The 24,154-nt window shown below is 57.3% G+C and carries 16 protein-coding genes, 1 tRNA gene and 2 pseudogenes; 9 read left to right on the forward strand and 10 right to left on the reverse strand.

What is annotated here, in order from left to right:
* Window positions 1-417: 417 nt before the first annotated feature.
* On the reverse strand, window positions 418-1,581 hold the full coding sequence (locus I6L48_RS10965; protein ID WP_216987204.1) for an RNase H family protein: 1,164 nt from the start codon (window positions 1,579-1,581) through the stop codon (window positions 418-420).
* 154 nt (window positions 1,582-1,735) lie between these two features.
* On the opposite strand from I6L48_RS10965, the gene I6L48_RS10970 reads away from it, so the two are divergent.
* Window positions 1,736-2,005: a helix-turn-helix domain-containing protein gene (locus tag I6L48_RS10970; protein WP_216987205.1), complete on the forward strand. Its 270-nt coding sequence runs from the start codon at window positions 1,736-1,738 to the stop codon at window positions 2,003-2,005.
* Window positions 2,006-2,488: 483 nt separating this feature from the next.
* Window positions 2,489-6,919, forward strand: coding sequence for a hypothetical protein (locus I6L48_RS10975; protein WP_216987206.1), 4,431 nt, complete (start codon window positions 2,489-2,491; stop codon window positions 6,917-6,919).
* Between the two features lie 455 nt (window positions 6,920-7,374).
* Here the strand turns inward: I6L48_RS10975 and istB are convergent.
* From istB to I6L48_RS10990, 3 genes and pseudogenes are all read right to left on the reverse strand, one after another.
* Window positions 7,375-7,851, reverse strand: a pseudogene (gene istB, locus I6L48_RS10980) (IS21-like element helper ATPase IstB); the annotation flags it as partial.
* Between the two features lie 354 nt (window positions 7,852-8,205).
* Window positions 8,206-8,691, reverse strand: coding sequence for a hypothetical protein (locus tag I6L48_RS10985; protein WP_216987207.1), 486 nt, complete (start codon window positions 8,689-8,691; stop codon window positions 8,206-8,208).
* A gap of 202 nt (window positions 8,692-8,893) precedes the next feature.
* Window positions 8,894-9,142, reverse strand: coding sequence for a hypothetical protein (locus tag I6L48_RS10990; RefSeq protein WP_216987208.1), 249 nt, complete (start codon window positions 9,140-9,142; stop codon window positions 8,894-8,896).
* Between the two features lie 210 nt (window positions 9,143-9,352).
* On the opposite strand from I6L48_RS10990, the gene I6L48_RS10995 reads away from it, so the two are divergent.
* Complete coding sequence (locus I6L48_RS10995) at window positions 9,353-9,796, forward strand: hypothetical protein (protein WP_216987209.1); 444 nt, start codon at window positions 9,353-9,355, stop codon at window positions 9,794-9,796.
* 47 nt (window positions 9,797-9,843) lie between these two features.
* Window positions 9,844-10,197, forward strand: coding sequence for a hypothetical protein (locus tag I6L48_RS11000; RefSeq protein WP_216987210.1), 354 nt, complete (start codon window positions 9,844-9,846; stop codon window positions 10,195-10,197).
* Here the strand turns inward: I6L48_RS11000 and umuC are convergent.
* Window positions 10,169-11,440: pseudogene (umuC, locus tag I6L48_RS11005) on the reverse strand (translesion error-prone DNA polymerase V subunit UmuC). The gene I6L48_RS11000 and the pseudogene umuC sit on opposite strands and share 29 nt — an antisense overlap.
* Window positions 11,437-11,868, reverse strand: coding sequence for a translesion error-prone DNA polymerase V autoproteolytic subunit (umuD, locus tag I6L48_RS11010; protein WP_244077486.1), 432 nt, complete (start codon window positions 11,866-11,868; stop codon window positions 11,437-11,439). Before umuD ends, umuC begins: the two are co-directional and overlap by 4 nt.
* Before the next feature lie 154 nt (window positions 11,869-12,022).
* Between umuD and I6L48_RS11015 the strand changes: the two genes are divergently transcribed.
* Window positions 12,023-12,676 (forward strand): SOS response-associated peptidase, encoded by a 654-nt coding sequence (locus I6L48_RS11015; protein WP_216987211.1) that lies wholly within the window; start codon window positions 12,023-12,025, stop codon window positions 12,674-12,676.
* On the opposite strand, the gene I6L48_RS11020 is transcribed toward I6L48_RS11015, so the two are convergent.
* Together I6L48_RS11020 and I6L48_RS11025 are read right to left on the reverse strand one after the other, a co-directional pair.
* A tRNA-Thr gene (locus I6L48_RS11020) sits at window positions 12,665-12,740 on the reverse strand. The genes I6L48_RS11015 and I6L48_RS11020 overlap by 12 nt on opposite strands.
* Window positions 12,741-12,827: 87 nt before the next feature.
* Window positions 12,828-13,568: a phosphatase gene (locus I6L48_RS11025; RefSeq protein ID WP_216987212.1), complete on the reverse strand. Its 741-nt coding sequence runs from the start codon at window positions 13,566-13,568 to the stop codon at window positions 12,828-12,830.
* Between the two features lie 468 nt (window positions 13,569-14,036).
* On the opposite strand from I6L48_RS11025, the gene I6L48_RS11030 reads away from it, so the two are divergent.
* The 4 genes from I6L48_RS11030 to I6L48_RS11045 all read left to right on the forward strand — a co-directional run bounded on the left by I6L48_RS11030 (window position 14,037) and on the right by I6L48_RS11045 (window position 21,345).
* On the forward strand, window positions 14,037-14,690 hold the full coding sequence (locus I6L48_RS11030) for a TetR/AcrR family transcriptional regulator (RefSeq protein WP_005324182.1): 654 nt from the start codon (window positions 14,037-14,039) through the stop codon (window positions 14,688-14,690).
* 47 nt (window positions 14,691-14,737) lie between these two features.
* A complete protein-coding gene (locus tag I6L48_RS11035; protein ID WP_042017491.1) occupies window positions 14,738-17,062 on the forward strand; it encodes an acyl-CoA dehydrogenase in 2,325 nt (774 codons plus the stop codon).
* Between the two features lie 161 nt (window positions 17,063-17,223).
* The gene (locus I6L48_RS11040) at window positions 17,224-20,286 is read left to right on the forward strand and encodes an efflux RND transporter permease subunit (protein ID WP_216987213.1); all 3,063 of its coding nucleotides are present in this window, start codon (window positions 17,224-17,226) and stop codon (window positions 20,284-20,286) included.
* A 15-nt stretch (window positions 20,287-20,301) separates the two neighbouring features.
* Window positions 20,302-21,345, forward strand: a complete 1,044-nt coding sequence (locus I6L48_RS11045; protein ID WP_180898804.1) for an efflux RND transporter periplasmic adaptor subunit — start codon at window positions 20,302-20,304, stop codon at window positions 21,343-21,345.
* 68 nt (window positions 21,346-21,413) lie between these two features.
* Here the strand turns inward: I6L48_RS11045 and pyk are convergent, their stop codons facing one another.
* Complete coding sequence (pyk, locus tag I6L48_RS11050; protein ID WP_041214849.1) at window positions 21,414-22,853, reverse strand: pyruvate kinase; 1,440 nt, start codon at window positions 22,851-22,853, stop codon at window positions 21,414-21,416.
* Between the two features lie 160 nt (window positions 22,854-23,013).
* On the reverse strand, window positions 23,014-23,868 hold the full coding sequence (locus I6L48_RS11055) for a MurR/RpiR family transcriptional regulator (RefSeq protein ID WP_029314760.1): 855 nt from the start codon (window positions 23,866-23,868) through the stop codon (window positions 23,014-23,016).
* Window positions 23,869-24,154 lie beyond the last annotated feature (286 nt).

Here is a 24,154-nt window from a genome sequence, read left to right on the forward strand (position 1 = left end):
GGAGCCCATCTTCTGATAGGTAATTTCGGTCGCTCTTCTCATTTCTAGAGCCGTCATCCTGGCAAGTTGATGTCGCATATGCTCGAACCATTTTGCTTTTACTGATTCCCAATCATGGCGCGAAATTTAGCGAAAACCTACCGTAACTAAGGCGAACCAGGAACGACCAAACTCGCTTGATTCAACGGTTTATAACTGCCAATATCTGTCTATAACTGCTTTGCTGTGATTCAAAATCCGTCAGATGACCGGGATAGCGAAGGCAGAGGGCAAGGCGCTTGGGCGTGAAAAGGCAATTGACGATGCCGCCGTCGCTATCTGGCGTAAAGAGAATCAAATCGAGCGCACACTCTGAGACGGTACAAAGATGCCACGCTGGTGCAATCCATTATTGGCACTGACTTGGCCGGGAGTCGGTTAAAGGTCATCATTGAGTCTGGCGAACTCCGCTTCGTTGGCAGTGATCGCCAAGCTTGCTAGTTTGTCCGCTAACTCATTGCCTTCAATTCCTGCATGGCCGCGAACATGTTCAATTGAGACTTTATTTTTTATGCGTTCGAATGCTGAATACACTTCTTCGACCAACACCCTATTTCCTACTTGCTTACCACTTTTCAGTTTCCATCCTCTTTTCTTCCATCCCGGCGCCCATTTTGTCGCACAGTCTCGTGTATAGGTTGAATCTGTCAGGATACGGATCAGGCCGGTGGCTGGATGCTCGGTGAGATATGTCTGCGCCAGACTCAGGGCAAAATTGAGCGCCATCAGCTCACCGATATTATTTGTGCCGTGAAGCTGATAGCCGCCATACCACTGAGCTATAATTTTCCCTCTTTCATAGACCACCACGCCACAACCGCTTGGGCCGGGATTACCATCACAGGCACCATCACAGTAGATTGTCAGATCCGAAGGGTGTCCCTGTACTTCCCCCTCTACAACGGTGTTGCTTGGATCGTTCGATGTGGTGACTGGCAATTTTGGTACGTCAGCAAGGGACTTTTGTGGTTTTCTTCCCTCCACCAGTATCCTATTTAGCTTCTTACTGGATGTCGGAATTGAATTGGTGAAGACGACCTCGATCATATCGGCATATGGCTGATGCCTAAGTATTAGTGCTTCAATCACTTCCCTGTGTCGCACAGGAGTACCGCTCTTAGTGTGCCAGCCATTAGCTACCCAACCCTTATGCCATTGATTAATACAGTTTGTCGCGTACTCGGATGATGAGTAGATCTTGATCGGTGATGTGCCTACCGAACCATGCTGATTTATCAATGTTGCTGCTATTTCAATGGCATGTGACAGCGCGAATAGATCTATCTGAGGTTTGCTCGTTTCCGGCAATTCGATATTGGCGTAATAATGGATCTCTTTGAGCCCTTTTTGGCAGATAATAAAAGCCGCATCACCTCGTCTATAGTCGCATATATACTCAATTTTCGGACCATTAACATCAGGGTCCTTACGCTGAGTGTGCTTCTGAACGGTATTGCTCTTTTTGGGGGTTTTATGCTCTTGCCGTTTCCCGCGTTCCTTTCGTACTTGGCTCAGTGGTAGCGGTTTTTTCTCTGCTGGCATTACTCACAGCCTCGTATATGTATTTGGATATTTGCTACTTGTGCAGTCTTCAATGACGGCTTCTGTGGGTGAACACCGACTTCATGATTGAGATTCAAAAGCAGTAGATTGATGGTCTGTAGATGCTAACACGGTGAAGGGTGAGGATCTATGCATGACCAAGACCCTTACCAAACAGTCAGCTCGCCAACGTGTTTCCTACAATCTCAAGCGCTTGAGAAAAGCGCAGGGACTGAGTCAGGAAAAGGCCGCCGAGCTTGCCGATTTTCATCGGACTTACGTCTCTCAGTTAGAGCGCTGCGTAACCAACATCAGCATTGATGGTTTGGAGCGTTTAGCACAGGCTTTGGGGGTTGATATAATAGAGCTATTGAGCCCTTTTGAGACTGATCACCAAAGCGAGCGGCATCCAACTACTTTGTAGTTTCCCAACTGATATACATGTAAGCCCGAAAGGGTGCGGTGCCCCTAAAAAAGTTCTGATTTAGGGAAGATGTGAACAAGTCCCTGATGTGAGGTCATCAGGCCCTCTTGGCATCAGGAACAAGGCCCAACGCGAGCCACCAACTGACATTTGCTGACTGCGGGTTCAACGGAAAACGCCATCAGCTCGATATATAGGTTTTCCTGCCACAGATGGAGCAACAGCTCGCCATAGCCTGTGATGCTCTCCGTCATCGAGCCTGTCCATCCCAAGGCTGGATACGCCCACACTACCTACCAGTCCATCCCTGCCAACATCAGGGTTATTTCCAACAGAAAGTCTCTAGTCCTATGAATGCCTCATCCGCTAAAGTATTCGACTGAGCACGCACCCAACCGTAGTTGGAGCAGGTAGTACATATCGGAGGCGGAGTTGCCGTTACGCATAGATTTCACTGAAATTCGAGAGCACCGAGGTTCTCAGATGACAGGGTTCGAAGAGCTCTGCTGCCAACTGGCCGCTTTGGAGGACTCTGCCGAGGGCTCACGTTTTGTTCGGAAAGGCCCTGGAGCGGATCAGGGGCTGGAATGCTATCGAGTGTATGTGGACGGGAACGAGGTTGGCTGGCAAGCCAAGTATTTTATTAATGAGTTTGAATCGACCCAAGTAGAAAACCTTACCGATTCCTTGCAGCGCGCAATGGCCGCTCACCCGCAGTTGAATAAATTCATTGTCTGCTTGCCTATCGATCTCAAAGATAACCGCTCAGGTAGGAAGCTTAGCCAAGTTCAGCGATACGAGAACTGGCGCGATAAGAGCATCCTCGCAGCTTCGTTGCAGGGGCGTACTCTGGAAATTGATCTTTGGAGCGCATCAAGTATCACGGAACGGCTTTGTCGCGACACACCAGCCTATTCGGGACGGGCCCGGTACTGGTTCGACACCGTGCACTTCAGTTCGGCCTGGTTTCGCGAGAAGTTCGAGGTCCAGCGCCGTAATCTCGGCGAGCGTTACAGCCCCGAGAGTCATGTCGACTTGCCTATTCAACAAGCCTTGGGAGCTATTGCACGCGCCCCTGAACTGTTGCAAGAGCCAAACTCCTGGGCTGCAGAAATCACGTATCGGCTGGATGAAGCTGCCCGCAGCTTAGGGCGGGGAGGTTTGACATCCGAGGCTGATCAGATAAAGCAAGCTTGCGAGCGGCTAGTCGATGCCCTCACGGGTTTCTCGGCGACTCTGGATGCTTACATCCCCTTGGATACTTGGGCCACGTTGTCGGAGGTTAGCGTACAGAGTGTCTCAAGTGCACTGGCCAAGCTTCAAGATAAGGTCGCCGAAAATGACCGTGCTTTTGTTCGCCGGGACCTGTTCGATCTGTATTCATCGGTAGACCATGTTCGCCACGAGCTCGCAAGCGCGCGTTGGGGGGTGGTGAACAAGCGGGAGATGGTTATCTCTGGGCAAGCTGGCATAGGCAAGTCGCATCTGCTGGCTGACTTCGGAGTAAAGCAGCTCGAACTGACACGACCCTTCGTCCTAGTTCTGACCGGAACTCTGATAGAGGCCGACCCGTGGGAGCAAATTCGAGCTCAGTTGGACCTAGCGCAGATCAGCACCAACGAGTTTCTCGGAGCTTTGGATGCTGCAGCTGAGGCTGCTGGCTGCCGAGCGATGATAGCAGTAGATGCCCTGAACGAAAGGCATGGAGTTGACCTATGGGAAACACGCCTGCAAGGCTTCATTGCCCACATACACAGATTCCAGCGCTTGGCCTTGGTCCTGACTGTGCGCGACACATACCAGCGCTACCTCCCTCTGAAAGGAATTGAGCTCTTGGTTCACCGCGGGTTTGCTGGCCATGCCGGGGCTGCGGCCAAGACATATCTGGATCGACGTGGCATTGCACGACCCAGCTCGCCAAATCTGGCCCACGAGTTCGAGAATCCCCTGTTTTTGCGTACGTGCTGCACATACCTGGATTCGGAAAATCTCAAGCAGCTCCCCAAGGGCTTGGAAGGAATCACGGCCATTTTCAACTTCTACTTGTCGGCGGTCGCGAGGAAGGTGGAATCAGAGCTACGGCTTATGCCCCAGCAGAAGATTGCGCACAAGGCGCTTGATGGCTTTTTGGTTGCTTCCACTACTTACGGGGATGGCGGCAGTTTGCCACTTGATACTGCGATCGAGCTATTCGAACGCTTCCTCAATTCGGGGGGGCGAGTGGATAGTAGCCTTTTGTCGGCATTCCTCTCTGAAGGTGTGCTTACCCAGGAAATTGAGCGCCACGAAGGTAAAACTGTCGAAACCATCAGATTTACGTTCGAGCGAATGTCTGACCACCTGCGAGCTAGACATCTCATCGCTCAAATTGACCCAACCGACCTTCAGGGTTCGATCCAACAGGAGCCGTTGGCCACCTATTTTAGCCCCAAAGCATCTTGGCGCTTTGCTGGGGTCATCGAGGCCCTTGCGGTCCAGTTTCCCGAGAAGTTCGGGTACGAACTGTTTGATATGCTGCCCCAAAACGCAATCAACGATCAATCACTAGCTAACGCGTTTATAAGGTCACTTACCTGGCGCGCTCCTAAAGCATTCACGCAGCGGACAGTCGATTGGGTGTCCGTATTCTGTGAGCTGACCGGTCAGTCTTCGTATGGGCTGCTGCTACAGGTCTGCACCGATCCAAAGAATCAGTTCAATGCCGAATGGTTGCACCGTGACCTCTGGTTGCGCCCTATGCCTCAAAGGGATGTTGTGTGGTCTGTATTTTTGGCGGAAGACGACTTGAGTGAGGGGGGAGCCGTCGAGTCTCTCATCAGTTGGGCTTGGGAGGTAAATTCCTGTGAAGTAGAAGAACAGCGTCTATGGCTGGCAGCAGTCACGTTGACTTGGTTTTTGTCGACTAGCAACCGAGCAGTGCGGGACAGAGCGACGAAAGCATTGGTAAATCTACTGTCCTCCAGACTCAGGATAGCCTCTACCCTAATCAGCAAGTTCGTGGACGTCGACGATCTATACATCTCTGAGCGCTTGCTGGCTGCATGTTACGGAGCTGTTATGCAGGGAGACGATCGGAATGGGTGCAGTGCTGTCGCGTCAGCCGTGTGGAAAAACTACTTCGCTGGGGAGCATACCCCGCCGCTTCACCTGCTCGCACGTGACTATGCCCTAGGAATTCTCTTGTACTCCCAAACAGCTGGTCAATTGCCCTCAGAGGTTGACATAAACGCTTGTAAGGTCAAGCTCACCTCGCCTTGGCCTTTAGAGTCGATAACTGATGACGATATTAAGGCGTTTCGCAAGAAGGGATACGGCGACTCAATTTTCTCTTCGACTGAAGAACATGGAGATTTTGGCAATTACACCTTAAGTGCTTGGTTGCATAACATTATGAGTTTGCCGCGGCAGTTCGTGGGGTATACCACACAGCAACTTTATGAACGTTGGCAGAATGATTTCGAACGTAAGGCATCACCAGTTCAACTGCAGGCCTACATACGCCTATGTCGCGCGAGTTTGAACTACCGCAAGAGACTCGATTTTGACTTTTTTGATGAGAAAGGAAGGCAAGAATCAGAGACGCTATGGGAAGCGTTGATGCAAGAAAACATAGCGATGAAGGCCGAACTCTCCCCTGAGATGCTTGCTGAGTACAGCGGTTTTGCCGAACAGTATATGCTCGAGGCGACAAGGATGAACGACGATGATAGGCGTCCGCCTGAGTTTGATCATGCGCCGGTGAGGCGTTGGATATGTGCTCGTGCGCACGCGATGGGGTGGACTGAGGAACTCTTCGAGAAATTTGATGAGGGTCCCTACATCTCCCGAGATCGTATGGGAAATCACAGGGTTGAGCGTATAGGAAAGAAGTACCAGTACATAGCACTTGCAGAGGTCACTGCTCGGTTGGCCGACAACCTTGCTATGTGCTCTGACCATGATGGTGGCAAGTTACAGGCTTTCGAGTATGGACCTACCGGCCGCGCCATGAAGAAGGATATTGACCCGTCGCTCCTTATTCGCGGGACCCAAGAGATTGGTTGGGCCTCGACTCCAGTCACCTGGTGGACGCCATTCTTTCCTAAGCTGCCATCCGGTGACACGGAGCTACTTCTTGCCTGGGTTGCGGTGGATAGTGACCTGTGCAATGGTATTGAAGAGATTGAAGTAGTGAGCCCCGATGGTTGTCAGTGGCTTGTAGTCCACGGCTCTCGTCATTGGGAAATTCCAGGTCAGAGCAGGCGCAACCATGCGGAAGCTTGGTCCCACATAACTTGTTTGGTTACTCGCTTAGGAGCTGGTCCTGCCTTGGCCAAGGAGCTGTTGAGTAAACAACGCTGTGACTCGTCAAGACTCTCTGACGCTGGGCACTTGGAGACCTTCTTGGGAGAGCACGGCTGGCGTGACTCAAAGAACATTCACCTCGCGAAGAATACCTACATAGGCATTACCACTCCCTACGCCAGCATTGTTGAGACCCTTACTGCTGAGTACAACACCGAGGATAACTCGGTTGATACGTCGTTTACGCTCCACTTACCGTCTGCAGCCGTAATGAAGCTTCTTAATCTGCGTCTTCTCAGCGGGAAAAAGCCGGAATACGTTGATGATGCTGGTGTTCTTCGGTGGCAAGATCCGTCTCTACACACGCGTGGTGCTGGAGCCGGCGTCGTTTCTCGAGACTACTTTTTAGAGCACCTCGCTCGAGCCGGACTCGAGCCTGTGTGGGTTCTGGCTGGTGAGAAGAATGTGTATGCGGGCCAGGGGCTTACAGGTGGCAATGGGTTTGGGGGGCGTCTCTACCACACAACAGTGTTCACAGTTAGCGACGGGACTTTGAAGCCGGTTGGTCAGAAAATTGATTTTCTCCAGCCCAGCAAAGAACAGTTGAAAGCGCTCCGGAAGAATCGATAAAGCATTGAGGTCATGGTTTGGAGCCAAGCCATGGGGTACGCGACAGCAGTGTGTAGCGACTCTAAATTTGGGCCACTCTAATGTTGGTCCAGAAGCTATCAGTAGAGATCAAGAGGTTAGCCAGTAAGGAGACTAATAGACTTGATGGAGCATCTGGTTGATGGGGGCGCCGACGCCAGTCCCTCGCCAACAATGAACAAGGTCATTGTACGACCCTGTACCTGGCGGCAAAGCTATCATTGGAGCGCAACTACATACGGTCGAGTTCCCAAAGGCTGTCTGTTCCCCGCAGTTCTACCGGAGGAGCGATCCGCGATCTGGAATTGAGCCGCCTGCACGGGAAGGCCGTCGACAAGGTATGCCCGCGCTGTGGTGGAACCGGGCTACGCCCCATCCCCGGCATGTCAATCAGCATCGAAAAATGACCAGGGATCAGCGTCCAAAATTGACCAGGGTTAGCTGGCTGATTTCATCCTCTGTTTGAAGCGGTAGGAGTCGTTTCCTGTCTCGATGATCTCGCAGTGATGGGTGATCCGATCCAGCATCGCCGTTGTCATTTTCTCATCCGTAAACACCTTGCCCCATTCGCTGAAGGTCAGGTTGGTGGTCAGGATCAGGCTGGTGCGCTCGTACAGCTTGCTGATCAAGTGAAACAGCAGGGCTCCACCGCTTTCGGCAAACGGCAGGTAGCCCAGTTCGTCCAGGATCACGGCATCGACATTGACCAGCCGGTTGGCAAGCTGCCCGGCTTTGCCGGCGGCCTTCTCCTGCTCCAGCTGGTTGACAAGATCGACCACACCGTAGAAACGCACCCGCTTGCCCCGGCGCACGGCATTGCGCCCCAGGGCGATGGCCAGGTGGGTTTTACTCGTCCCGGTTCCGCCGATCAGCAGCAGATTGCGCTTCTGTTCCAAGAAATCCCCGGCACTCAGGTGCGCCGCGCCATCGAGCCATTGCTGGGTACGTTGTGTCGCGGCGAGTGGGAGCGGCAGTGGTACCCGCTCTATCAGGCGGTGTTGGCCTAGTGCCATGTGCAGGAAAGCGAGGTGGCGGCGTTCTACAAGCAGGTGACGGTCGCTTGATACGCCAACTGGTCGGACCACTTGTGTGATAGTATTCTATTATAATTTTCTCGTCGATACTGACCGGAACCCCTTGGGGGTATCGATGTCGGAGCCATAAATTTGTGGTTCTCCCAGCCTGTGAGCGGGGTAAATAGACTAGGCCGGATTACTTTCACTCCTTTTGAGTGGCAAACAAAGCGCTTTATGCGCTTTTTTTGTTTTCTACAATGCTGGTAGGTTATTATTTCTCCTACTAAGTATCCAGCTGACCCTCTTTGCTTTCCCCTTTGGAACTGTATCCTTCCCCCATTGGTCGAGGTCATATGCTGATACTACTTTCAGCTTCAACTTGTCTACAGTGCCTTCCGGTTTGTTGATATCAAAGAAGATCGCGTAGTTGTGGGCTTCCATGTAGTGGTATTGTTCATTCCTCTTCTTGTTAAGATATGGAATGGCATAAGAAGAAATAAAATTTGTCTCAATTAGGCCTCTCAATCTAAAGCTAGCTTGGTACCTTTCTTCTGACCAGTACCTTTCCTCATACCTAAATGGCATGCGAAATCCGCCTTTTTCATCTGTAAAACAATGACTTAAAAAGCTTACGGTAAGTTCTATATCCCTGCTATCAACATTTACAATCATGGTGAAGCTACCAAGATGTGACAGATCTTTGAACTCCCCATCGATGTCAAATCCCCTCCAAGCCACTGTTTTTAATCCCTTTAATCATCGTGTTTTGATATGTGCGCTAGTATATCTCAGGCTTGTTGCGCTGCGTAACTGCTGTTGGGTAATCGTGAGCATGGGCCTTGTACAGTCATGATGCCCCGTGAGCGGATGTGCAGAGGTAACATTCGCAGCAAAAAATGTGAAAAGCCCGCAATTGCGGGCTTTGTTTCATTTGTCACGCTTATAACTTCGCGTGGATCTTGACGGCAAACTGCCTAGCAGCGGCAGAAATGTCACTTGGGGTTCCGAGCATGGCAGGCAGATGCTCTACGCGTCTGATGATCACCTGTTCCAATTCTTCCACGCTAGGGGTCGTAGAGAGCTGTTTCAGTTGTCTCATGGCAAGGCTGAATTGCTGCTGATCTGATGGGTGGGAGCTGAACCAAGTTGGTCGGGATAACCAGGGTTCCAGTGCTTCTTCGATCGACATTTTCATCTCCTTTGGGGTGACACTGCTTCAGTTGCGCATACATACTACCCCCGTACTTGGTTGTGCAACAATTGGCTCCGGCTGTAGGTGATTGCCGCTATCTTAGTGCACAGTAATGATGTGCATTACAGCGCATAGATGGCCCGATTGGGTTATGCAATACGGCTGGCTATGGGGCGAGGGCTCCATCGTATGATCAGAGGAAAACGTATGTCTAAACGCATTGGATATGCAGTCTACAGTGAGATTGAAAGTGGGTATTTGGTCACTGCATCCCCAAGCAATTATCTCTGGGATCCGGCAGCTGCCCTGCTGTACGAGACTACGGCCAAGGCGTGGGCGTCGGCGAACCGCCGGGGCCCCGGATATGCGGTTGCAGTTGCCATCGTGCGCGATGAGAGCGGAAAGCTGCAACATGAGGAACTGCCTATTCCAATGAAGGCAGCACCCGGTAGCTGGATTGTCCGCATCAAGGATGAGGAACTACCGATCGGCCTCTTCTATATCTCAAGCCTGAGTCGAGATGGTAAAACTCGTGCATCCACAGAAATTCGCGATGCTAGAGGGTTTAGCCACGAACAGGCTGTTGAGTTAGCAGCCAACTTCGAAGGAAAGCAAGGTAGAAAGGCTAGTGTGGAGCAAGTACCGAGCTGAGTGGTGGTTGGTATTGGGCTGCAAGAGGGAGGGAAAGGCCACAACGCATGGATAGCAAGTTGAAAGAGCCTGCTCTGAAGATGGCTGGTTGGGGACTACTGCACGGAGATTTCTTCGACCTCTACGACGTCGCTGAGGTGCTTGAGATACCCAGTGGTCTGGCGGGTCAACTCATGATTTACCTGTGCACGATACACAGTGTGGAGCTGGTGGCCGAAGTCCATGCAGGGTTGAAGGAGCAGGGGAAAGCCCACAAACGGATTTTCATCAAGGTGCTCTGCATTCATCCAGAAGCTCCGCCAAGGCCTCAAAAATTGCCGCCAGCGCCAAAGTCGGCGTCTCTCCAGCAGCAGTTGACCAAGCTGGTCAAACTCATGCCTTCACCGCGGGGAGCTCGCTGATAGAGGTGGTGTAGCGGGGGCTGAGCTGCTCTCGCTTCATCATCTACGCCGTTGTGTCCCGGCCCCTGGCGGCAAAGTAGACTTTCCCCAACCGCCCTTGGTTAATCTGGTCGATCACCTGCATCAATGCCTCGCCGCGGGGATCCTGCTGCCGGTCAGCGAAAAGATCTCCCTGGTGCATGCTGGCCGGGGTGAAATCAGCCAGCATGACCCCTCCCTTCTGATAGCGGACATCATCCCGCCAGATCCGGCACAGCAGCGGCTCTACCAGGGCAAGCAGGTCGCGGGTGTCTGAGGTGGGGGCCGGCAGCCGGGTAGAGATCTGGTTGCCGTAGTCGGTTTCCCGCTCCGAAAAGGGGCTGCTGCGGATAAAAAGGGTCACATAGCAGCACCGTTGCCCCTCGGCTCGTAGCTTCTCGGCTGCCCGCTCCATATAGCCAGCCAGAGCCTCACGCATGGGGCCCATGGTGGTGATACGCTCGCCGAAACTCCGGCTGCAGATGATCTGTTGCTTGGCCTGGGCGAGCTGTTCCAGCTCGGTACAGGGTTGCCCCCGCAACTCCTGTACCGTTCGCTCGACAACGACACCATAGCGGCGCCGTAGACTTTTGGCATCGGCCGCGACCAGAGCGGCCACGGTGTTGATCCCTTGTGACTCCAGCTTGGCCGTGAGGCGCCGCCCGATCCCCCACACTTCCTCCACCGGCGTGATCGCCATCAGTCTGGCGCGGCGGCCCTCATCACGAAGGTCGACCACCCCACCGGTGGCCGGCCACTTTTTGGCGGCGTAGTTCGCCAACTTGGCGAGGGTCTTGGTGGGCCCGATACCGACCCCGACGACAAGGCCAGTCCACTGCTGTACCCGCTCGCGGATCTGGCGTCCGTACTCCACCAGGTCACCGGCCCAGCTTTCACTCAGTTCGATAAAGGCTTCATCGATGCTGTAGACCTCGACCGTTGGCGCCATGCCTTCCAGGGTGGTCATCACCCGGTTCGACATGTCGCCATAGAGGGCGTAGTTGGAGCTGAACCAGATGCCGCCCTGTGCTTCATATACCTCGCGGATCTGGAAGTAGGGGACCCCCATGCGAATCCCCAACCTCTTGGCTTCTGCCGAGCGGGCGACCACGCAGCCATCATTGTTGGAGAGCACAACAATCGGCACCCCCTTAAGGTCGGGGCGAAACAGTCGCTCGCAGGAGGCGTAGAAGTTGTTGACGTCGACCAGAGCGATCGATGTCATCGGGTCACCTTCAAGGAGTGCACCACGAAGGCAACCACTCCAAACATTTCGGCGTTGCTCCCATCATCGAGCAGGATAGGCGGGTAGTCGTCGTTCTCGGGCAGCAGCGCTGGCTGCGGCAACAGCTGCAAACGCTTGACAGTGAACTCTCCATCTACCGAGGCGATCACGACGGCGCCGTGAACGGCCCGCATGCTGCGATCGACAATCAGCAGATCGCCATCGTGGATACCGGCCCCCAACATGCTGTTCCCTTTGGCGCGCACATAGTAGGTTGCGGCTGGGTGGGAGACACAGAGTTGGTTGAGGTCGATGGTCTGCTCCACATAGTCTTGTGCCGGGGATGGGAATCCACACACGGCAGGGCTGAGAAACAGGGGAATCTCGACGAGAGGTGCATCGGCGTTGTGGGGAATCATGGTAAGCATCACTGTATGAACATACAGTTATTTTATCTGAGGTATCCGGAAAGATCACTGGTTGGCGATCGGGTCTTGGCAGGGCGAGTTGTGCAGTGGCGAATTATGCTTGGCAGAAGCCGGCCTGGTGAGCTTGAGCTCTCATACGATGGAGGCGCCGCGCATGTGCATCAACTACATACCGCCCACCAAAGTGGTGCTGATGGATTTTTTTCGAGTCGATGACCCTGATGATGATTGGAAAGAGGAAGCGTGGCAGGACTATCAGGCGCCGATTTTGATCCAGCGCGACGGCAAGCGCCAAACACTGATCGCCAACTATGGATTGGTACCAAAAAGCAAAATCCCGCAGGGTAGCAAGCACTTTTCAACGATGAACGCCAGGGCCGAGACGGTGGGTGAAAAGCCGACGTACCGCCGCGCTTGGCAGCATGGCCATCTCTGTCTGGTGCCTATGACCGGTTTCTTTGAACCCTGCTACGAGAGCAGCAAGGCCGAGCGTTGGCGGATCAGCATGGCCGACGGCTGCCCATTTGCAGTGGCCGGTATCTGGCGGGCATGGCAGGAGGAACAGGGTTACACCTTCAGCTTCTCCCAGCTCACCATCAACGCCGATATGCACCCTTTGTTGCGCCGGATGCACAAACCTGGGGACGAGAAGCGGAGTCTGGTCATTGTACCAGAGAAGGACTATGACACCTGGCTGGGATGCCGATGCCACTTGTACGCCGGGGCTAACGTTAGCCCAGTGTTAGCCCAGGCAAGAAATGAACAAGGCTCGCATCGCTGCGAGCCTTGCTGTATCTGGTGCCGATAAGAGGAGTCGAACCCCCGACCTTCGCATTACGAATGCGCTGCTCTACCAACTGAGCTATACCGGCGGCTTGATGTTCAGAGTCGTGAAAAAAGCCGGACAAGTCAATTGAGCCAACTCGATTTTATGAGTTGGCTCATGATGTTAAGGCATATCAGAGGTCAACGAACTCCGGGATGTGAGCACGGCCGCGGCTCTCGAGAAAATCGAGCAGGGCGCGGGGGGAGCGGGCCAGGATCCGCTCATGTGGGAAGTTGGCTTCGGTGACCAGACGATGGCAGTGATCAAAGTCGCCGAGGCTGAATGCCACGTGGGAGTCGGAGCCGAAAGTGAGGTAGGCACCCAGATCGCGCGCCGCCTCGACGATGGCGCGGCAGTTGCTTTCGCTGCCTGCACGAGAGTGGCTGAACGAGGAGTTGTTGACCTCCAGTGCCACTCGATACTCTGCCGCTGCCTTGACCACCGCCTGAATATCGATGGGGAAGGCGGGATTGCCGGGGTGGCTTATCATGTCGACCCGGCCACTTCGAATGGCGTTGATCATGGCCTGGGTATGGGTCGCCTGATCGCAGGGGGGAAACACCGGTTCGTGAAAGCCCGCCATGATCATGTCGAGCCGGGACTCGTAGCGCTCGGGGAAGTCTATTTCACCGTCGATGTTCTTGATGTTGGCTTCGATGCCGCGCAGGATGCCGACCCCGTCCACGACCCTGGGCAACACGTGCAGATTGACGAAATGCCAGTAATGCGGGGCATCTGCCATGTCCGGGCCATGGTCCGTGGTGGCGAACAGCCTGATCCCCTTGGCTTTGGCGATGGGCAGGTAATCGTGAATGGTACTGTAGGCGTGGGTGCTGGCGACGGTGTGCGTGTGGGTATCGACCGTATACTTCATCTTCTCTCCCCTCTGGCATGAGGCGACAGCATAGCAAGATTGGCGAAGCCGGGCCATGTGGCTGGTTGCCATACTTTGTCACAATTTGGGTCTGTGCTGACAAAGTCTGATGACGTTTCACTGCGAGGATGGCGACATCGATGCAAGCCTGAACACCCATCGATGGGTCGACACTGGATGGTCGGACCCGTTTTCCCCGCCGTCGCCCCTGCGACGGTTTTTTTTGGTTCTCTGTCGGCGCATCGGGTGACGGCAGGCCAAAAAAATGCCCAACTAGCATGACGCAGGTTGGGCGAGACTTAATGTTTAATTGCAGTGGCATAGATATAGAGTGCCGTCTCGCCGCGAAGTTCCCGCCATCTTCCCTCTTTTTTGATTAAAAACATTTAGCCAACACTTGTTCACATTCTCTTGACATGGGTGGGCGTGAAACGTACTTTTTAAACATTCGTTTAAGTGAGGTGTCCAGTGAGTAAAATCGATACCAAGAACCGTATTCTCGACGCCGCCGAGGTGCTGTTTGCCGAGCGGGGGTTCGCCGATACCTCGTTGCGTCTGATCACCAGCGAGGCCGATGTGAACCTGGCTTCGGTCAATTATCACTTCGGCTCCAAGAAGGAGCTTATCCAGGCGGTGCTCGACCGTTATCTGAGCCTCTTCATGCCGGCACTGGACGGGCGGTTGCAGACGTTGATGGCGCAGGATCAGCTGACCCTGTTGCAGGTGTTCGAGAGCTTTGTCGAACCCCTGATGAAACTGTCGGCCGTCAGGGCGAATGGCCCGGCGCTCTTCATGCAGTTGCTGGGGCGCGGCTATATCGACAGTCAGGGTCACCTGCGCCGCTTTATTACCACCCATTATGGGGCGACCCTGCACGGGATCACCCAGGCCATCTCCAAGGCCAATCCGGATTTGTCGCCAGCGGATCTCTTCTGGCGCCTGCACTTCACCCTGGGCACCGTCGTCTTCACCATGGCCTCTGCGGATGCCCTGCGTGACATCGCCCAGGCCGATTTTGGCCAGCAGCTCGATGTGGAAGGGCTGGTGCGCAACGTCATTCCTTATCTGGCGTCCGGTGTCGGGGCGCCCGTGGAGTCGACCAGGCTCTCCCTGGCCGTGTAACACCTAACAATAATCAACGGAAACAGTGAAATAGAAGGAACTTCGGTATGATCACATTGCTTGTCCTGCTGGTGCTGGCGATAGCCGTGGTGCTCGGTGTCCCCGCCATCCGTAAAAAGGTGGTGACCCGCCCCGTGTTCGGCATCTTCAAGAAGATATTGCCGCCCCTGTCGGCCACCGAGCGGGAGGCCATGGAGGCCGGCTCCGTCTGGTGGGACGGGGAGCTGTTTCGCGGCAACCCGGACTGGAAGAAACTGCACGGCTACGGCAAGGCCGAGCTGAGCGCAGAAGAGCAGGCCTTTATCGACAACCAGGTCGAAACCCTGCTCGCCATGGTTGACGACTTCAAGATCGTCAACGAGACCAAGGACCTGCCGGAGCCGGTGTGGGACTATCTGAAGAAGGAAGGCTTCTTCTCCTTGATCATCCCGAAATCCTACGGCGGCCGCGAGTTCTCGGCGATTGCCAACTCCACCATCGTCACCCGTATCGCCACCAAGAGCCTGAGCGTCGCGGTCACCGTCATGGTGCCCAACTCCCTCGGCCCGGGTGAGCTGCTGATGCACTACGGCACCCAGGCCCAGAAAGATTTCTGGCTGCCGGGGCTGGCCAACGGCAAGGAGGTGCCCTGCTTCGCCCTGACCGGGCCGGAAGCGGGCTCCGATGCGGGCGCCATCCCGGACAAGGGGATCGTCTGCAAGGGGATGCACAAGGGGGAAGAGGTGCTGGGCATTCGCCTGAACTGGAACAAGCGCTACATCACCCTGGCGCCGCGCGCCACCGTACTGGGGCTGGCGTTCAAGCTCTATGACCCGGAAAAACTGCTGGGTGACAAGGAAGAGATCGGCATCACCTGCGCGCTGATCCCGACCAGTCACCCAGGCGTGCGCGTCGGCGATCGCCACTACCCCATGGGGCTGGCGTTCCTGAACGGCCCGACCTTCGGCAAGGATGTGTTCATTCCGCTCGACTGGATCATCGGCGGCCCGGATTACGCCGGCCGCGGCTGGCGCATGCTGGTGGAGTGCCTCTCCGCCGGTCGCGGCATCTCGCTGCCTGCCCTTGGCACCGCCTGTGGTCACATGGCGAGCCGCACCGTGGGCGCCTACTCCTACGTGCGCAAACAGTTCGGCATGTCCATCGGCAAGTTTGAAGGGGTGCAGGAAGCGCTGGCCCGCATTGGCGGCCTCACCTATCAGCTCGAAGGCGCTCGTCGCATGACCGCAGGTTCCCTGGATTTGGGTCAGGCACCGGCCATCGTCACCGCGATCTCCAAGTACCACATGACCGAGATGGCCCGCCAGGTGATGGATGACTCCATGGACATCCACGCCGGTCGCGCCATCCAGCTGGGCCCGAAAAACTACACCGGCTACGCCTACATGGGCATTCCAGTGGCCATCACGGTGGAAGGGGCCAACATCCTGACCCGCAACCTGATGATCTTCGGGCAAGGGGCCACCCGCTGCCATCCGTATGTGTTTGCCGAGCTGGAAGCGGCGGCCGACACCGATGTGGAGCGCGGTCTCGAGAAGTTTGACGCCCTGTTGATGAAGCACATCGCCTTCGGTACCGGCAACTTCTTCGGTGCCCTGTTCCAGGGGCTGACCCTGGGCCAGTTCAACAGTGCCCCGGTGGCTGGCGAAACCGCCCGCTACTACAAGCAGCTCTCTCGCATGAGTAAAGGGCTGGCGCTGTGCGCCGACGTCTCCATGCTGATGCTGGGCGGGGATCTCAAGCGCAAGGAGATGATCTCCGCCCGTCTGGGTGACGTGCTGAGCCACCTCTATCTGGCCTCCGCCACCCTCAAGCACTACGAGGATCAGGGCCGCATGGTCTCTGACCTGCCGTTCGTGCAGTACGCGGTGGAGCGCAACCTCTACCTGATTGGCAAGGCGTTCGAGGGCTTCTTCCAGAACTTCCCGAACAAGGTGGTGGGTGCCGTACTCAAGCGGGTGGTGTTCCCGTTCGGCGTCGGTTACAAGATGCCGGCGGACGATCGCTGCCATGCCATCTGTCTGGCCATGATGACGCCGGGCGAGTTCCGGGATCGTCTGACCGCGCTCTGTTATGTGGGCAAGGACGAGGCGGATCCGGTGGGGCTGATGGAGCGTGCCTTCCAGGCCATGGTCTCGGTGCAGCCCATCGAGAAGAAGCTGGTGCAGGCCCAGAAAGAGGGCAGACTGCCCCGCAAGCTGGCGCTGCCGGAGCTGGTGGCTGCGGCCCTGTCCCAGTCCATCCTCGGCAAGGAGGAGGCGGACAAGCTGCTGGCCGCCGATGCCCTGCGCTACGAGGCTATCCAGGTGGACAACTTCGCTCCTGGCGAGCTGGAAGGATTGTCTCAACCGAACACGGTCGAGCATGCAGCCTGACCCCGAGCGTAAACCGACAACCGGCCCTAGTGGCCGGTTTTTTGTTGTTTAACCAGGCATTTACAAGGTCGATTAATTCCAGTTTAATGCAATGGCCCCCACCCTTGGGGCAGGAAGCAAGGCCATCGGAATGGCCGATAACAACAACTCAGGAAGAGTGAATGAACCTCGCCAAAACGGCGATCGAACGCCCCATCTGGGTGGCGGTCTCGGTCGTGCTGATTTTTTTGCTGGGCCTGCTCAGCATCCGGGGACTGCCCGTCCAGCTGTTCCCCGACATAGACCGTCCTCACCTCAATATCACGGTGGACTGGCGCTCGGCCTCGCCCCAGGAGATGGAGTCGGAGATAACCGATCCCATCGAGCAGGAGATGCAGGGGGTACAGGGGCTCAAGAGTCTCAGCAGCAACAGCTACCCCGGCTTCACCGAAATCGACATGGAGTTTGCTCTCGGCACCGACATGCAGCGGGCCCAGCTTGACGTCATCTCCCGCCTGAACCGGGTCTCGGGGCTGCCGGACAACATCGGTGGTCCTTACGTCAACAACTACAGCAGCAACGACACCCTGACCTTCTTCTTCATCCAGCAACTGCCCGGCGCCAAGGGGGAGATAGACGATCACCAGGCGCTGATCGAGGCGAGGGTCAAGCCCGAGCTGGAGCGGATCCCCGGGGTGTCCACGGTCGACATTGAGGGGATCAACGAGCGCCAGATCCAGATCCGCTTCGACCCTTACCGCGCTGCCGAGCTGGGGGTGGAGATCCCGGTGCTCGCCAGCCGGGCAACGACGGGCTGGGATGTGTCGGCCGGGACCCTCGACATCGGACGCTGGGAGTACAAGCTGCGCTTTGCCGGTCGCTATGACGTGGCGGCCCTGGGGGACAAGGTGGTGGACTGGCGTGACGGCCTGCCCATCTATCTGCGGGACGTGGCCGAGATCAGAGTGGCCCGGGAGGAGAACCCGGTGCTGCGCATCCAGAACGGCAACACCGCCATCGCGGCGCAGATCTTCAAGGAGAGCGGCGCCAATGCCCTGGCGGCGCTCGAGGGGATCAAGGCCAAGGTCGGGGAGCTCAACCGGGAGGTGCTGGAGCCGGTCGGCCTGCACATGGAGCAGTCGTTTGACGCTTCTCTCTACATCAACCGGGCGGTGAGCATGGTGACCGCCAACCTGGGGCTCGGGGTGCTGCTCTCCTGCGCCATCCTCTGGGTCTTTCTACGCCAGCTCAAGGCGACCCTGATGATCGCGATCGCCATCCCCATCAGCATCATGCTCACCTTCTGCCTGCTCAAGGTGATGGGGCGGACCCTCAATATCATCTCCCTGGCGGGCATTGCGTTTGCGGTCGGCATGGTGCTCGACGCCGCCATCGTGGTGCTGGAGAGCATCTACCGGCGCCATGAGCGGGGTGACATCAGCAAGGGAGAGGCGGCGCTGGAGGGCACCCGCCGGGTGTGGACCGCTCTGGTAGCGTCCACCCTGACCACGGTCGCCATCTTCCTGCCGGTGCTCCTGCTCAACGACGTGGAAGGGCAGTTGTTTGCCGATCTTGCGCTCACCATCGCCTGCGCGGTGACCGTCTCCATGGTGGTGGCGGTGACTGTGTTGCCTGCGGTGGCGGCGCGCTGGATGGGGCACGAGCGGCTGATTGATCCCTTTGAGCGCCTGTGGTGCCGCGTCACCCGCCATGTGATCCGCTGGACGGCCACCGCCCCCAGGCGCTGGGCCATCATCGTCCTGATGATGACAGGGCCTGTGCTGGTGAGCTGGTTGATGTTGCCCAAGATGAACTACCTGCCGGATGTGAAGCGGGACGCCATCGACGTCTGGATGAGTTTCACCCCCGGGGTCAATTTCAAGGCCCAGCGGGAGGAGGTGATCGATACCCTGATTGCCCGCCTCGACCCCTATATGAAAGGGGAGAAGGAGCCTGTCCTCAAGAACTACTACATCCTGCGCTACCCGGGCGGTGCCCAGATCGGGGTGCGGCCAAAGGAGGATAACCAGATCAAGGTGCTGGAGCAGCTCTTGATGAAGCAATTGCTGGTGGGCATTCCCGACACCCGGGTGTTTGGCGGTCAGGGGTCCCTGTTTGGCGGTTTTGACAGTGAAAACAGCATCTCCCTGCTGATCCAGGGGGGTGGGCTGCCCGAACTCTATCAGGCGGCCAGGGAGAGCATGACCATAGTGCAGCGGGACTTGCCCGGCGCCCAGGTCAGGCCAGAGCCCGGACTCGATTTCACCGCTCCCGAGCTTCGGCTGGTGCCCCAGGACAGGCGCCTCGCCGAGGTGGGCTGGGATCGCTCCCCCATGCCCGCCATCATCCAGACCTTCGGCGATGGTCTGCGGGTCGGCGAATATTTCGACGGGGATGAGCGGCTCGACATCCTGCTGATGGGGCAGGCCTCCGCCAACCCGGACGAGCTCAAGGCGGTGCCGCTTGCTACCCCGTCCGGGCGCATCGTTCCCCTTGGGGAACTGCTGCGGGTGGAGCCGCAACTCGGGCCTGAGAGCATCTTCCGATCCGATGGGCGGCGCAGCATCAGCCTGCAGATATCGCCCCCGGCGGGGATGAGCATGGAGCAGGTGCTCGACACCCTGCAGCACAAGAGCTTTGCCGCCATCCGGCCGTTGCTGCCGGCCGGGGGGGAGCTGCGGGTCGCCGGCAATGCCGACAGCCTGCAGCAGGCGCTCGGCAACCTCGGCAGCATCTTCCTGTTCGCCGTGATGATACTGCTCATTCTGCTGTGGGGGGTCTTCGCTTCCCTCAAGGATGCCGTGCTGGTGCTGCTCACCTTGCCGCTCGCCACCGTAGGCGGCGTGCTGGCGCTGCACCTGAGCGGACTGGTGGCGCCGCTGCCGATGGACTTGCTCACCATCATCGGCTTCGTCATCCTGCTCGGGTTGGTGGTCAACAACGCCATTCTGCTGGTGCACCAGACCAGGATGGCCGAGCGGGAGGGGATGAGCCGACAGTCGGCAGTCACCGATGCTCTGCAAAGCCGGATGCGTCCCATCGCCATGACCAGCCTCACCAGCATCTTCGGCATGCTGCCTCTGATGTTGAGTCCGAGCGAGGGGAGCGAAATCTACCGGGGGCTGGCCACCGTCATCGTCGGCGGCATGAGTTGCAGCACCCTCTTCACCCTGATCCTGTTGCCCGCCTTCCTGCGGTTGGGGGAGCAGACCGACATACCGCACGCCCTTCGGCAGCGTGCCTGAGCAAGGAGCTCATCGATGACACAAGGTTTCACAAGGATAGTGGTGGGGGCTCTGCTGCTGGCTGGCGGGCTGCCTGCGCTTGCACAAAGCAAGATGGTGACGCTGGCGGAGGTGGCCCAGGGAGAGGGGGGGGCCAGCATCTGGGTCAGCGGCACGGTGGCGAGCCGCCAGCAGGCGGCGCTCAGCGCCGAAGTGAGCGGTCGGGTGGAGTGGATAGCCGAGTTTGGCAGCCGGGTGAAGGCGGGGGACGAGTTGCTGCGCCTGGACAGCGCGACTCTGCGCCTCTCGCTGGAGCAGGCGAGGGCGGAACAAGCCAGAGAGGGGAGCAACCTGCGTTACGCTCGCGCCGAGTTCCAGCGCCTGGATCGTTTGCACCAGCAAAAGAGTGCTTCCCAGAGCCAGTATGACAAGGCGCGCTATGACGTGGAGCAGGCTGAGCTGGCCGATCAGCTGGCGCGGGTGCAGGTGCGCCAGATTGAGGAGCAGCTGCGCAGAAGCCGCATCTTTGCCCCGTTTGACGGAGTGGTGAATGAACACTTCATCCAGCCGGGGGAGCATGTGGATGCGGGCGAACAGGCGCTTGAGCTGGTCAATCCGGACCAGCCGGATATCCGGTTGCGTGCACCTATTGCCTGGGCCCGGCAACTGGCCACCCAGACCCGGTTGCGGGTGGAAGGGGAGCAGCTCAGCAGCCACGCCATCTATTACCAGCGGGCGGCGAGCGCCGATCCCAAGTCCCGGCTCATCGAGCTGCGCCTCAAGCCGGAAGCGGGCACGTTCATCATTGGCTCGCCAGTGCGGGTGGCGCTGCCGATGGGAGAGCAGCACACCATGTTGCTGCCACGGGATGCCCTGGTGCTCGGCACCGAGGGAAGCGTGGTCTATCAGGTGGAGCAGCGCGGCGAGGCGCTCACGGTGAACCGGGTGCCGGTCACCGTGCTGTTCGGGGACAGCCGGGAGGTGGCGGTGAGTGGCGCCCTCAAGCAGGGAGACAAGGTGGTGGTGCGCGGCGCCGGCAGCCTGCAGGATGGGGACAAGGTGGAGCTGTTTCGCGGTTGAACCTGGGGCTGATCCCATAAAAAAACGGCTCCCGCGGGAGCCGTTTTTGTTGCAGGGAGGAGGGGCGATTACTCGACCATCATCACCTTGCAGGTGTTGGTGCTGCCGACGGTCTCCATCTTGTCGCCGTGGGTGAGCAGTACCATGTCGCCGCTTTGCAGCAGTCCCTTGGCCTTGAGCACGTCCAGCGCGTCGCGGCACACCTCGTAGACCGGCTTGGTCTCGTCGCCATCAAACAGCACGGGGGTGACGCCGCGGTAGAGGTTGGCCCAGGCCAGGGTCTTGTTGTGAGGAGACATGGCGAAGATGGGCAGGCCGGAGCTGATGCGGGACATCAGCAGCGGGGTGGTGCCCGACTCGGTCAGCGCCACGATCGCCTTGACCCCTTCCAGGTGGTTGGCCGCATACATGGTGGACATGGCCACCGCCTCTTCCACCGAGGTGAAGGTGTAGCTCATGCGGTGGTTGGAGACGTTCAGGCTCGGGTGCTTCTCGGCGCCCACACAGACGCTGGCCATGGAGGTCACGGTCTCGATGGGGAACTGGCCGGCGGCGGTCTCGGCGGAGAGCATCACCGCATCGGTACCGTCCAGCACGGCGTTGGCCACGTCCATGACTTCGGCACGGGTCGGGAGCGGCGCGTTGATCATGGACTCCATCATCTGGGTCGCGGTGATGACCACGCGATTCAGGCGACGGGAGTGGCGAATGAGCTTCTTCTGTACACCCACCAGTTCGGGGTCGCCGATTTCGACACCCAGGTCACCACGGGCCACCATGACGGCATCGGAGCCAAGGATGATGTCTTCCATCGCCTCGTCGCTGGCGACGGTCTCGGCGCGCTCGACCTTGGCCACGATCTTGGCGTTGGAGCCGGCTTCGCGGGCCAGTTCGCGGGCGTAGCGCAGATCATCGCCGCTGCGGGGGAAGGAGACCGCCAGGTAGTCCACGTTCATGCGGGCGGCGGTCTTGATGTCTTCCTTGTCCTTCTCGGTCAGGGCAGGGGCGGAGAGGCCGCCACCTTTCTTGTTGATGCCCTTGTTGTTGGAGAGCGGGCCGGCCACGGTCACCGTGGTGTGGATGCGGGTGCCTTCGACCTGCTCGACCTTCAGTTGCACGCGGCCATCGTCCAGCAGCAGGATGTCACCGGATACCACGTCCTGCGGCAGGCTCTTGTAGTCGATGCCGACCTGCTCCTGGCAGCCTTCTCCCTTGCCGAGGGCGGCGTCGAGAATGAACTTGTCACCGATGGCGAGGTAGATCTTGCCATCCTTGAAGGTGGAGACGCGGATCTTGGGGCCTTGCAGATCGCCCATGATGGCCACGTGGCGGCCCAGCTTGGCGGCGATGTCACGCACCTGGTTGGCGCGCTGGATATGATCTTCAGGAGTGCCGTGGGAGAAGTTCATCCGCACCATGTCGGCACCGGCGCGAATGATCCCCTCGAGAATGCCGTCGCGATCGGTCGCCGGACCGAGTGTGGTAACAATCTTTGTACGTCTTGGCATGAAAGACTCCAATGTGAAGTTGATATGACTTGAAATACTGCCCCGTCAAGCATGTGGCATGGCGCCAACTGGCAGGCCATCTGAGTGGCCTTGTTTGATTGAATTTCGATACTACACCAAGCCCGTTGGCATAGACAGTCGGGGGCGGACCCCCGAATGATCAGGAGGAGTGCGGGGTATCAAAGCGGGATTCGCGCAAACCTTCTTTGACTTTCTTCAGGTTTTCGCGAAATTTCATGCCACGGCGCAGGGTGAAACCGGTGGCCAGCACGTCCACCAAGGCGAGCTGGGCGATGCGCGAGGCCATGGGCATGTAGACGTCGGTGTCTTCCGGCACGTCCATGGAGAGCACCAAGTTGCATTCGCGGGCCAGGGGAGAGTCCTTGGCGGTCATGCCGATGACGGTGGCATCGTTTTCCCGGGCCAGCGCGGCAATTTCCACCAGGGCCTTGGTGCGGCCGGTGTGGGAGATGAGGACCACCACGTCCCCTTCGCTGCTGTTGATGCAGCTCATGCGCATCATGACGATGTCATCGAAGCTCACCACGGGGATATTGAAGCGGAAGAACTTGTTCTGGGCATCCCGGGCGACGGCGGAGGAGGCGCCCAGACCAAAGAAGCTGATCTTCTTGGACTGGGTCAGAATATCGACGCAGCGGTTGATGGCCGAGATGTCCAGGCTGTTCTTGGCGGCATCGAGGCAGGCCATGGTGGATTCGAAGATCTTGGCGGTATAGGTATCCGGGCCGTCTTCCGCTTCCACGTGGCGGTTCACATAAGGGGTGCCGTTGGCCAGACTCTGGGCCAGGTGCAGCTTGAAATCGGGGAAACCCTTGGTATCGAGGCGACGGCAGAAACGGTTGACGGTCGGTTCGCTCACATCGGCCAGCTTGGCCAGGGTAGCAATGCTGGAGTGAATGGCGGTCTGGGGTGAGGCCAGGATCACTTCAGCCACCTTACGCTCTGATTTACTGAAACTTTCCAGATTGTTCGTAATTTTATCGAGGGTATTCATCATTACCACCAGGCATTTTTGTAATTTAACTTCAGTGTCTGTGCACTAAATTCACAGCTCAAGCAGGTTTCCAGTCTCCGCGATGACTATACAAGACAAGCGCTTATCGGAACTAATCTCGGCCCTGCAAAGTATGACTCATGTCTAATTATTTCGTGTTTTTAGTTGCAAACTTCCATTTACGTCTTGAAAACGCTTACAAATGTTGCAAAGCAACAACACTGTGAGCGGGCGCACACTTGTCTGCATAAATCGCGCAGCCCGGCTGCGGGCTCGAGTAGTATTG

It is taken from the genome of Aeromonas sp. FDAARGOS 1418 (assembly GCF_019048585.1).
GTDB classification, from domain to species: Bacteria; Pseudomonadota; Gammaproteobacteria; order Enterobacterales; family Aeromonadaceae; genus Aeromonas; species Aeromonas caviae.

Coding starts and splice junctions, on each gene's coding strand:
- I6L48_RS10965 (WP_216987204.1), bottom strand. CDS start 1,581: ATGCCAGCAGAGAAAAAACCGCTACCACTGAGCCAAGTACGAAAGGAA.
- I6L48_RS10970 (WP_216987205.1), top strand. CDS start 1,736: ATGACCAAGACCCTTACCAAACAGTCAGCTCGCCAACGTGTTTCCTAC.
- I6L48_RS10975 (WP_216987206.1), top strand. CDS start 2,489: ATGACAGGGTTCGAAGAGCTCTGCTGCCAACTGGCCGCTTTGGAGGAC.
- I6L48_RS10990 (WP_216987208.1), bottom strand. CDS start 9,142: ATGTCGATCGAAGAAGCACTGGAACCCTGGTTATCCCGACCAACTTGG.
- I6L48_RS10995 (WP_216987209.1), top strand. CDS start 9,353: ATGTCTAAACGCATTGGATATGCAGTCTACAGTGAGATTGAAAGTGGG.
- I6L48_RS11000 (WP_216987210.1), top strand. CDS start 9,844: ATGGATAGCAAGTTGAAAGAGCCTGCTCTGAAGATGGCTGGTTGGGGA.
- umuD (WP_244077486.1), bottom strand. CDS start 11,868: ATGCTTACCATGATTCCCCACAACGCCGATGCACCTCTCGTCGAGATT.
- I6L48_RS11015 (WP_216987211.1), top strand. CDS start 12,023: ATGTGCATCAACTACATACCGCCCACCAAAGTGGTGCTGATGGATTTT.
- I6L48_RS11025 (WP_216987212.1), bottom strand. CDS start 13,568: ATGAAGTATACGGTCGATACCCACACGCACACCGTCGCCAGCACCCAC.
- I6L48_RS11035 (WP_042017491.1), top strand. CDS start 14,738: ATGATCACATTGCTTGTCCTGCTGGTGCTGGCGATAGCCGTGGTGCTC.
- I6L48_RS11040 (WP_216987213.1), top strand. CDS start 17,224: ATGAACCTCGCCAAAACGGCGATCGAACGCCCCATCTGGGTGGCGGTC.
- I6L48_RS11045 (WP_180898804.1), top strand. CDS start 20,302: ATGACACAAGGTTTCACAAGGATAGTGGTGGGGGCTCTGCTGCTGGCT.
- pyk (WP_041214849.1), bottom strand. CDS start 22,853: ATGCCAAGACGTACAAAGATTGTTACCACACTCGGTCCGGCGACCGAT.
- I6L48_RS11055 (WP_029314760.1), bottom strand. CDS start 23,868: ATGAATACCCTCGATAAAATTACGAACAATCTGGAAAGTTTCAGTAAA.